The sequence below is a fragment of the Polynucleobacter sp. genome (genome assembly GCF_018500155.2).
Classification (GTDB): domain Bacteria; phylum Pseudomonadota; class Gammaproteobacteria; order Burkholderiales; family Burkholderiaceae; genus Polynucleobacter.
On record NZ_JAHBAK020000065.1, the window covers coordinates 1 to 11,160 of the forward strand.

Sequence of the window (11,160 nt, forward strand, 5' to 3'; positions counted from 1 at the left end):
CCCTTCCTGGGCACCAAACTCTCCTCACACGACATATATGGGGTCTAATTGGGCAATTACAAGCCTTTGTTACAAGCATTTCTGTGAACTCTCAGCTTCTCAAAAAATCCCACGTCGATAGTAAAAATATCAGCCTCTTTTCCGCTACCGCTCTAGGTATTGGAGGAATGATGGGGGCTGGACTGTTTTCCCTTTTAGGCACCGCCAGTGCACATGCGGGAACCCATATCCCCCTCGCCTTTCTGATCGGCGCAATTGCCGCCTCATTCTCGGTGTATTCATATGCCAAATTAGGTGCCACCTTCCCAAGCAGTGGTGGCGCTGCAACCTTTACCGTCATGTGTTTTGGTCCAGGCATTATTTCTGGTGGACTGAATATCTTTCAATACATTGCTTACCTAATTGCTGCCGCTCTGTATGCAGCAGGCTTTTCTGAATACGCCAGTACGATGATCAGCGGATCCCTTTCACCCATGGGTGTCAAAGCAGTTGGAGCGGCTATCGTTATTTTTTGCGCGGGAATTAATTTATTAGGCACCAAAATTGTTGGGCGTGCCGAAACACTCGCAATTGGATTTGTCACTATCGCCTTACTTCTTTTTTCAGTAGATGGAATACACACTGCAAATATCAGCCAATTTTCAATGTCAAGCTGGTCAGTCAATGGTATTGCGATCGCCACTGGCATTCTCTATATTAACTATCAAGGTTTTGGTGTTGTTACCAATTCCTCAAATGCCATGCAAAACCCTCAGCGAGAGCTGCCTGTGGCCATGTTCACAGCGCTTGCACTAGTTACTATTGCTTATATCTTGGTCAGCACGGCTACCGTGTTGCTACTTTCGCAAAATCAGATTGCTCAATTTAACGGGCATGTCCTTGCAGATGCTGCCCAAATAGTTGCGGGCAAATTGGGCTTTTTGGTAATCGGTATTTCCGCATTGTTGGCTTGTGCAGCCGCCTTAAATGCAACCATTTTTGCGGCTTCCAATATTGCTGCAGATATGGCGACCAAGAATTCCATCTCTAAAACTTTGGGGTCTACTGTTTTAAAAACACAAATACGCGCTTTATCTATCTCTTCACTGATCGTGATTGCTTTAGTGTTGATATTCCCACTTGATGTTGTGGGAAAAATGGCTAGTCTTGCTTTTTTATTGGTCTATGCTGCGATTAGCTATGGTCATATTCAAGTTCGTAACCAAACCAACGCTAAACTTTGGCCTTTATGGTCAGCCATCATCATTAACCTAGGTCTGTTCGCCACATTATTTATCAATGTGTTGCAAACTGCCTCGGGTAGCGCGATTGCACTCATGCTGGCGCTTGCAGGCTCATTCGGCTTAGAAGCGTTTTTTAGAAAATTTCTACATCGGTAAGGCTGGGCCTTCTCCGCAAAGGAAGATGAGTCTATATAGCCATGGTTCTATGCAAAATCTTGGGCTTCATCTCATCCCATAAACCTTCAAAATCTTCCTGCTTCTCATCTGATAGAACAATCGGATCATAGAGATGGCCAAATACAATCGAATCTCTTTTTACAAGCGTCTTTTCAAATTCAGTAAGACCAATAGGTTTATCTTCTACATTACGGGTTAGCTCAGCAGAACAAACAATCGCCTGCGAATCGTCTTTGTCCACTACGGCAAACTCAATAAATTGCTGGGCTTTATCAACAATCACTAATGTGCCACGAGCATATGTCACTGCATCATGCTCCCGAACAATATAGGACAAAAACTGATCCTCTTCCACCCTCTCCATTTGCAAATCATCAATAAAGAACAGGTACTGATCACCATCGCTATTGACCATCGTAAAAACTTTTGGGGTCGCCCCATGACCTAATACGATATTGCGATAGTAATTTGCTACCTCTACCGCCAGATTTTCCGAGAATAAATGCATTAGTGAGTGACCGGAAGAAGGTTTAAGTTAAATTCTTTTGAAGAAATGCCATGGTTCTATCCCAAGCAAGCTTGGCAGCCGCTGCGTTGTACTGTAATGGTGGCAACCCTCTTTTATCCGACTTTGGGTTAGCAAAAGCATGTTTTGCATCATAGCGATAAAACTCATGGGAAACGCCAGCATCATTGAGCTTGGCCTCAAGTTGATCAACGCCTGAGATAGCAAAGAATTCATCATGCGTAGCCCAGTGAGCCATCATTGGCTTAGCAATCGCATTGGCATTGACATACTCTAACGGTGGGTAACCGTACCAAACTACAGTTCCATCCAATTCTGGAACATTGCAAGCGGAGAGTACCGTTAAAGCACCACCCATGCAAAAGCCAGTAACCGCCACCTTTAGGCTTCCCGTATTTTTTAAGTATTGAACTGCCCCACGAATATCTTGACTCGCAGCATCACCGAAATTCAAATCTCCCATGAGGTGCTCTGCTTCTTTTGCCTCCAAAGCTAATTTGCCGCGATACAGGTCTGGCACTAAAGCGCGATAACCTGCTTTTGCTAAGCGATCTGCAACAGATTTGACTTCCTCGTCCAGACCCCACCATTCCTGTATGACGACAACACCAGGTGCATGAGTTTTATTGGCTGGCTCAGCTAAATATCCTTGAATGGACTGCCCATCAGGTCTTTTGAATTCAATCATTTGCGCTCCTTTATGAGTGATTGCTACCCACAGAATATTTTCTCTTATTTTTTAGAGTCTGAATGCATATATCCTACCAGCCAAAAGGTGAGCAAACCACAGATTGCTGCACCATAGCCCACAAGGTTGTAATGCTCCATCTTTCCCTCAGCAGTAATTGTCACGATGACACCAGCCAATACCGAAGCCAGACCTGAGGCTAGCATCTGGATCGATCCAATCAGACTCATAAACGTTCCGCGAATCTTAGGCTCTACTAATTGACTGACAAGCGCCATGGCAGGAATCATTCGACCAGAAATGAGAATAAAAAATGCCGTGGAGTTGATCAGCACTACCCATAAAGGCACAGGCACTAAATTGGTGGTCACAATCAACGGGATGAGACTCACAATGGCGAGCACCCTAAATACTAGGACTTTGCCATAGCGATCAGCCATGTGCCCAATAAACCGTGAGCTCACTAAGGTGGCCACTCCACCGCAAAGATAAATGAGGGAGATGTAGGAGTTTGCAATACCAACGTTAGCAGTCAGGTACAGGGCAATATAAGGAATCACTGAAAATCCAGTGATCATAATCAAGCCCATAAATAAAAACGCACGCAGGTGATGATGAGCAATGGCAATCTGATAGATTTGCTGAAATCGACTTCCCTCATGTACGTGATGCAAGTGGCCTGAGATTTTAGGAATATTGCGATAACCTATATAGAGAATAACTAAAGACACAAATCCAATAAATATAAAGGGTGCACGCCAACCTAAAAACTCAATGTGATTGGCCAGAAATAAACTCAAAGGAACTCCGGCAACTGTCGACACCGAAAATGCCGCCATCACCGTCCCTAGCGCTTTTCCTCTGCGTTCAAAAGGAATGGAATCTGCCACAATCGTCTGCACCAGGGATCCCAAAATTCCACCAAAAGCACCGGCGCAGGCGCGAGCTATAAAAAGCAGATGGTAATTTGGAGCAAATCCACAGGCAACGGTAGCCACGATAAAACAGATATAAAGACGCAACAAAAGCTCTCGGCGCTCAAAGCGATCCACATAGTAGGTTGCAAATATTCCAGCGATCGCTGCTGCAAATGTGTAAGCTGATAGCAACCAACCAAATTCATGCGCATTGATTGAAAGCGCTTTAATGAACTGAGGCCCTAAAGGCATCATGATCATAAAGTCTAAGATGTGTGTGAACTGAATTCCTGCTAAAGCAAAAAGAAAAAAACGTTCGCGCTTCGGATTTTCAAACAATGGCGATGGCTGGCTCAAGATAGACTTTACAGGGATAGTTCAATATGACATTATCCATCTTGATATCCATCTTTGCAGAACCACATGACCCCACTCACCCACTCACTGAGTCAAACAACGGTTTTAGGCTTACCTTTCATACCCTTGGTGACTGATATTTTTTTCGGGGTGCTCGGAATGGTGATTGTCTTGATATTTCATGGCAGCGGCATCAACCATATCATCATGCGCTTTGAGACCAAGACTAGCGCCAACTTAGAGCATGGGCATTACAACTGGGTATTTATGCATTTTTACTCATCTTTTTTCTTTATTGCTCTAGTGCATATGTTTGAGATTTTGCTATGGTGTTTTTACTTGTTGATGCTTGGCCTAGTGAATGATGGAGTGCAAGCATTACTTTTTGCAGGTAGCTGCTACACCACCGTAGGATTTATGGAGGATTTACTGCCACCGGGATGGAAAAGCTTAGCGTTCTTCATCTCCTTTACTGGACTCTTCTCATTAGCATGGACCACTTCAGTCATGGTTGGAATGACTAATGCCTATAAAGCCGCCTGGAATTTAAAATACGGCCGCGGCAGTCTTAATGATTCTTAATGTAGTAGCCGTACACGCAGCGGTTCCCACCCCTTGAGGGATTGTGAGTGTCATAAATGACACCATCAATTACCGTCGTGAGATGTTTAGAGACCTTAACGATTAAAGTTCCCAACGGTAGTTCACTCGGTCTCAGATGCACTTGGCACCCTGCTCCTACCTTCATTGTGGGCACCCAGGAAAATCCTAGACTCAATATATAGTCATGGAATACATTGCGGTGATTGCCGTTACGGGGCGATGATCCTCTTTGCGCTAAATGCCTGGAGACTTTATTGTCCCATTCGGCTGCATAGCGGGCATTCGCATTGCGCAACTCCTCGTAGACTTGCAAATACGGCAACTTGCTTGCAATGGCAATAGATCTCACTACACAGTCACCCGCCCCACCCTTAAATCCATAAGCCTCTCTGCCGCCATCATGAATTTGGAAAGCAAACTGCTCTTCTGAACGCGTAAAAAGGGAAAATAGATTAAACATGGAAATGGGTCTATTGAGCCAAAAAAAATGGACTTGCCTCGCGACAAATCCATTTCCTCTTACTCATTAGGAGTCGTTACTTCGCTTGCGCCTTCTTTACTTCTAAGCGCCATGCGTGCAACAGTGGCTCTGTATAACCATTAGGCTGCTCAAGACCCTTGAAAATCAAGTCGCTTGCGGCCTTATAGGCATATGAATCTTGGTAGTTAGGCATCATCGGCTTGTATAAAGGATCCCCAGCATTTTGACCATCCACCACTTTGGCCATACGCTGTAATGTCTCATTTACCTGGTCGGCGGTCACGATGCCGTGTAATAACCAGTTAGCAATATGCTGACTGGAAATACGCAAAGTGGCGCGGTCTTCCATTAAGCCGACGTTATGGATATCAGGCACCTTGGAACAACCAACGCCCTGGTCAATCCAGCGCACGACATAACCCAAAATACCTTGGCAGTTGTTATCAAGCTCTTGCTGAATTTCTTCTTTAGACCAATTGGCTTTTTCTGCCACTGGAATCGTCAATAAATCATCTACCAAGGCTTCTGCTTCAGCCGCGGTATCGAGTTTTTCCATTTCTTTTTGCAACTCGGCTACGTTGACCTGATGATAGTGAAGTGCATGCAATGTGGCAGCGGTAGGTGATGGAACCCACGCTGTATTGGCACCAGCTTTAGGATGTACGATCTTTTGCTCAACCATGGCTTTCATCATGTCTGGCATTGCCCACATTCCTTTACCAATCTGAGCACGTCCACGCAGACCACAATCTAACCCGGCAAATACATTACGACGCTCATAGGCCGACAACCATTTGCTGGTTTTCATATCACCCTTGCGAATCATTGGGCCGGCGTACATTGAAGTATGCATTTCATCGCCAGTGCGATCCAAGAAGCCGGTATTAATAAACGCAACGCGCGCTCCCGCTGCTGCAATAGCAGCTTTAATGTTCGCGCTCATGCGGCGCTCTTCATCCATGATGCCCAATTTAACGGTATCTGCTGGCAAACCAAGCAATTTTTCAACGCGCCCAAATAGTTCAGCAGCAAATGCCACCTCTTCAGGACTGTGCATCTTTGGTTTAACTATGTATACAGAACCCTTGCGTGTATTGCCGATTTTTTGAGTCGCTGGGCGATTGATGTCATACAACGCAATCAATACTGTGACTACAGCATCCAAGATACCTTCATAAATTTCCTTGCCCTCGCCAGTAATAATGGCAGGATTTGTCATGAGGTGCCCAACATTACGCAGGAATAATAGTGAGCGTCCATGTAATGTCACCATACCATCCTTGGCATTGACTGCACCAATGCCAGCTTTGTATTGACGATCTGGGTTTAAGGTACGGGTAAAGGTTTTACCACCTTTGCTAACTTCTTCAACCAAGGTGCCTTTCAAAATACCTAGCCAGTTCTCGTAGGCAACAACCTTGTCATCGCCATCAACTGCTGCAATGGAATCTTCCAAATCCAAAATAGTAGATAAAGCTGCCTCAAGCACTACATCATTAATGCCAGCCGGATCGCTCGCACCAATGGTTTTGCTCTTATCGATTTCAATATCAATATGAATGCCGTTATTGCGTAACAATACTGAACTAGGCGCGCTAGCATCCCCTTGATAGCCAACAAACTGCTTCTCATCAGCTAGACCTGTAGTTGCGCCATCTTTGAGCTTTACCGCCAACTTATTACCATCTAGTGTATAGGCAACAGAATCTTTATGAGAGCCTTTTGCTAATGGGGCAACTTGATCAAGAAAATTGCGCGCATAGGCAACGACTTTTGCACCGCGGATGGGATTGTAGGCGCCAGATTTTGTCGCTCCATCTTCTTCTGATAAAACATCAGTGCCATATAAAGCGTCATACAAAGATCCCCAACGCGCGTTAGCAGCATTAAGGGCATAACGGGCATTGAGCACGGGCACAACGAGCTGTGGACCAGCTTGCAAAGCTAACTCATCATCCACGTTCTTGGTGGTGCCCTCTACTTTGCCGGGAACCGCATCAAGATAGCCAATATCTTTTAGAAACTTGCGATAAGCGGGCATATCCTTGATCGGACCAGGATTGGCTTGGTGCCATTTATCTAAATCGGCCTGTAGACGATCGCGCTTTGCAAGTAAAGCATCATTTTTTGGAGTCAGATCTTTGACAATTTCATCAAAACCCTTCCAAAAGTCAGCACTCTTGATACCAGTGCCAGGAAGAACTTTGTCTTCAATGAAACGATATAAAGGGGTTGCCACTTGAAGGCTATTGCAGGTAGTACGCGCAGTCATAGTAGTGATTTCTTATGCAAAAGTTAAAAATAGGGTTTATTCGTTAATAAGACGCCGCCAATGCTTAATCGATTATTTTCGCTCAATCCTTAAATGGGTGCTGAAGCAAGATGGTCTCATCGCGTTCAGGGCCTGTCGAAACCATTGCAATCGGTTTTCCAGCAACCTCCTCAATGCGGCGCAAGAATTTTTGTGCCTCTACTGGCAACTTTGACCACTCTCGGATACCAAAGGTGGAGCCCTTCCAGCCAGGAAAGTCTTCATAAATCGGCTCACAACGAGCAACCGCCTCGGCACCTCTAGGCAATACATCTAATTTCTTGCCATCGAGCATGTAGCCGACGCACAGACGAATGGTGTCGATGCCATCTAGCACATCGAGCTTGGTAATACACAAGCCTGATAAACCATTAATCTGGATGGAGCGCTTTAAGGCAGCTGCATCTAACCAGCCAGTCCTACGTGGACGTCCTGTCACAGAGCCGAACTCTTTACCCACTTCAGCAAGGCGCACTCCGATTGGATCTTGCTTTGCAGGATTATCGTGATCGTAGAGCTCACTTGGGAATGGGCCCGCACCAACACGCGTGCAATACGCTTTAGTAATGCCCAAGATGTATTGCAATGAATCTGGTCCCACACCAGAACCGGCAGCCGCATTACCAGCTACACAATTACTGGAAGTGACATAAGGATACGTACCATGATCAATATCGAGTAGCGTTCCTTGGGCGCCCTCAAATAGTAGATTTTGCCCCGCTTGCTCAGCTGCATATAACGCACCAGAGACATCTACAACCATAGGCTTTAAACGCTCAGCATAAGACATTGCCTCAGCCAATGTTTTTTCATAATTCACAGGCTCGGCACCGTAATAGTTGGTGAGCATGAAATTGTGATATTCCAAATTTTCACGCAACTGTGCGGCAAATTTTTCTGGATAAAACAAGTCCTGCACACGCAGTGCGCGACGTGCTACTTTATCTTCGTAGGCTGGACCAATGCCGCGACCCGTTGTACCAATTTTGGCTTCGCCACGTTTTTTCTCACGCGCATGATCAATTGCAACGTGATAAGGCAGAATTAATGTCGTTGCTTCCGAGATCTTTAAACGCGATTGCACATCCAAACCAGCTGACTCTAGTTCACCGATTTCTTTAAATAGCGCTTCTGGCGAGAGTACAACGCCATTACCGATATAGCAGATGACATTCTTATGCATGATGCCTGACGGAATCAAGCGAAGAATGGTTTTCTTATCGCCAATAATCAAAGTGTGACCAGCATTGTGACCACCTTGGAAGCGCACTACCGCTTGAGCATGATCGGTTAACCAATCAACTACTTTTCCCTTGCCTTCATCACCCCATTGGGTGCCAATGACAACTACATTACGACCTTGTGCTTGCTGCTTTGAAGACATAGTGAAATCCAAAAAGATAATGACAAAATAAGTTAAGTGTTAATGAATTAGGCGAACAATGAGAACGGGTTCATCGGCATCCTTACTTCTTCCTAATTTCCCAGGAATCGCCCTGCTTTACTAATTCTCGATCGCATTCATACTCAGCAGCCTCTACAGACTCACCAGCAAAAACCTGAATGACGACCTCACCACGGCTGCGCAAATCAGCAATCGTTTTCTCAAGCGCAGCATCTTGCAACCAAGGAGCCAAAATGGCAGGTTTACGCACTTGAATAGGGGATAAGCTCGAGAGTGTCAATAAATCAAGTGAAAAACCGGTTGCTGGGCGCGCACGTCCAAAAGCCTGGCCTACCTGGTCGTAGCGCCCCCCTCTTGCGATGGGTTGAGGCAAGCCATCAACATAAGCAGCAAACATGACGCCGCTGTGGTATTGATAACCTCTAAGATCCGCTAAATCAATACTGAGCTCTAGTCCAGTAGTAGCTTTCAAAGCCAAAACAATACGCTCAAGGTCTGTTAGAGCCTGGTCAATGGCAGCGTGTTTTGGCAAGTTCTTTTTCGCTTCCGCCAACACATCAGAACACGGGCCATTGAGTTCAGTTAACGTCAGTAGCGCCTTGGCAACTGATGCAGGTAAGCATGCTGACCACTGTTGTAAACGTGGACGATCTTTGCTTTGCAATAGACCGTACAAAGATTCAATCGCATCCTTATCTAAGAGTTGATCACCCAAAATACCCGTGACAATTGCTGCATGCGACAAATCGAGATAGACCTTCTTGAGACCAGCTGTCTCCAGGGTTTTGAGCAATAACGTAATGGCCTCAAAGTCAGCTTCCCAGTTAGCACTGCCATAAATCTCAGCACCTAATTGCAACTGCTCACGAGAAGAGCTGCCTAAAGGCGTACGGGCATGTGCCACAGAACCTGCGTAACATAGACGTGTTACGCCAGCACGATTTAATAAATGCGCATCAATGCGTGCTACTTGAGGTGTAATGTCAGCACGCAAACCCAAAGTGCGACCTGATAATTGATCGACTAACTTGAAGGTTTGTAAATTGAGATCGGATCCGGTTCCGGTTAATAAAGAATCTAAGAATTCTAAAATCGGTGGGGAGACTAATTCATAGCCATAGGACTGATATAGATCCAAAATAGAACGGCGTAGCATCTCCACTTTGCGAGCTTGCGCTGGCAAAACATCTGCAATATCTTCTGGGAGAAGCCAACGATTCATAGTGATTTATCTCTAGCGCTTTATTTCTTGTGCAGGAACTTAAAGAAATCACTGTTAGGCTCTACGACCATCAGATCTTTCTTGTCCTTAAATGAGTTACGGTAAGCCTCGAGACTTTGATAAAACTGAGCAAATTGAGGATCCTTACCAAACGCCTCGGCATATAGGGCGGTAGCTTTAGCATCACCTGCCCCTTTGATTTTTTGTGCATCTCGGTAAGCTTCAGCCAAAATCGTATCGCGTTGACGTTCGGCATTAGCGCGGATCTTATCGGATTCAGCTGCACCCGTAGAACGCAATTCATTTGCCACACGCTTACGCTCTGCTTCCATGCGGCGATAGACTGAGTCACTGATCTCAGCAAGAAGATCCACTCGCTTCAAACGCACATCCACGATTTCTACGCCAATATCGGATGCATCATCCGCTACTTTTTTGCGGATACCTTGCATCACCTGCTCACGTTGATCTGAAATCAACTCACGCACCGTACGCTTAGTGAATTCTTCGTTTAATGCTGAGCGAACCAATTGGGTGAGCCTGTCTTGAGCTAAACGCTCATCACCTTTAAAACTGATAAAGAATTTACGCGGATCAACAATACGCCATTTCACATAAGAGTCGACCAATAGATTTTTCTTCTCGGCGGTAATAAAGCGCTCAGCTTCGGGGTTATCAATCGTCAAAATACGGCGATCAAAAAAGCGCACGCTTTCAAACGGGCTGGGGTATTTGACTTGTAGGCCTGGCTTTTCAATAACCCGTACGATTTGACCAAAGGCAAAGACCACAGCAAATTTTCGTTGGTCAACAATGAAAATGCTCGAGGACAGCACATAGATTAGTGCGATAAATGCAATAGCAGCGGCGATCAAACGATTAGCATTCATTAGCGGTAATCCCTGTCACGATCACGACTACGCAAGCCATCGCGCTTGTCAGCATTAGAAGACCCTGTAGAGGGCATAGAGCTAGAGCTTGCACCAGAACTATTGTTACCAGTAGACCCGCCAACCGTGACCGATCCAGTTGGTGTGCTGGTAGACGAAGAAGACGAGCCACCTTGATTTACTTGTGAGCTAGCAGCTTGAGCACTCTCAGCACTCACTTGTGCAACGATTTTATCGAGTGGCAAATACAACAGACTGTTACTCTTATTGGTATCGACCAAAATCTTCGTCACGTTGTTATACATATCGCGCATAGTATCGATATACATTCTGTCGCGTGTAACTTGTGGCGCCTTGGAG

Annotated in this window: 10 protein-coding genes and 1 pseudogene; 2 read left to right on the forward strand and 9 right to left on the reverse strand. The window is 45.5% G+C overall.

Annotated elements, in window-relative coordinates:
* Positions 1–1,379, forward strand: a 1,379-nt coding sequence (locus tag KIH43_RS07615; RefSeq protein WP_297719417.1) for an APC family permease, incomplete at its 5' end; no start/stop codon positions are given.
* 31 nt (positions 1,380–1,410) lie between these two features.
* On the opposite strand, the gene KIH43_RS07620 is transcribed toward KIH43_RS07615, so the two are convergent.
* From KIH43_RS07620 to KIH43_RS07630, 3 genes are read right to left on the reverse strand one after another with little or no spacing between them, the layout of a single operon-like run.
* On the reverse strand, positions 1,411–1,908 hold the full coding sequence (locus KIH43_RS07620; RefSeq protein ID WP_297719420.1) for a hypothetical protein: 498 nt from the start codon (positions 1,906–1,908) through the stop codon (positions 1,411–1,413).
* 22 nt (positions 1,909–1,930) lie between these two features.
* Positions 1,931–2,614 (reverse strand): dienelactone hydrolase family protein, encoded by a 684-nt coding sequence (locus tag KIH43_RS07625; RefSeq protein ID WP_296968862.1) that lies wholly within the window; start codon positions 2,612–2,614, stop codon positions 1,931–1,933.
* 44 nt (positions 2,615–2,658) lie between these two features.
* On the reverse strand, positions 2,659–3,888 hold the full coding sequence (locus KIH43_RS07630; RefSeq protein ID WP_297719423.1) for an MFS transporter: 1,230 nt from the start codon (positions 3,886–3,888) through the stop codon (positions 2,659–2,661).
* A 66-nt stretch (positions 3,889–3,954) separates the two neighbouring features.
* On the opposite strand from KIH43_RS07630, the gene KIH43_RS07635 reads away from it, so the two are divergent.
* Complete coding sequence (locus KIH43_RS07635) at positions 3,955–4,470, forward strand: hypothetical protein (RefSeq protein WP_297719426.1); 516 nt, start codon at positions 3,955–3,957, stop codon at positions 4,468–4,470.
* Here the strand turns inward: KIH43_RS07635 and KIH43_RS07640 are convergent.
* The 6 genes and pseudogenes from KIH43_RS07640 to KIH43_RS07665 form a co-directional block, all read right to left on the reverse strand.
* Positions 4,457–4,951 (reverse strand): hypothetical protein, encoded by a 495-nt coding sequence (locus tag KIH43_RS07640; protein WP_296968868.1) that lies wholly within the window; start codon positions 4,949–4,951, stop codon positions 4,457–4,459. The two genes, KIH43_RS07635 and KIH43_RS07640, sit on opposite strands and share 14 nt — an antisense overlap.
* A 76-nt stretch (positions 4,952–5,027) precedes the next feature.
* Positions 5,028–7,244, reverse strand: a complete 2,217-nt coding sequence (locus KIH43_RS07645) for a malate synthase G (protein WP_297719430.1) — start codon at positions 7,242–7,244, stop codon at positions 5,028–5,030.
* 82 nt (positions 7,245–7,326) lie between these two features.
* Entirely contained in the window at positions 7,327–8,667 is a 1,341-nt protein-coding gene (locus KIH43_RS07650) for an adenylosuccinate synthase (protein WP_297719433.1), read from the reverse strand.
* An 82-nt stretch (positions 8,668–8,749) separates the two neighbouring features.
* Positions 8,750–9,910: an ATP phosphoribosyltransferase regulatory subunit gene (locus tag KIH43_RS07655; RefSeq protein ID WP_297719436.1), complete on the reverse strand. Its 1,161-nt coding sequence runs from the start codon at positions 9,908–9,910 to the stop codon at positions 8,750–8,752.
* Positions 9,911–9,930: 20 nt separating this feature from the next.
* Positions 9,931–10,800: a protease modulator HflC gene (gene hflC, locus KIH43_RS07660; protein WP_296968876.1), complete on the reverse strand. Its 870-nt coding sequence runs from the start codon at positions 10,798–10,800 to the stop codon at positions 9,931–9,933.
* A pseudogene (locus tag KIH43_RS07665) lies at positions 10,800–11,160 on the reverse strand (protease modulator HflK); the annotation flags it as partial. The gene hflC and the pseudogene KIH43_RS07665, both read right to left, overlap by 1 nt.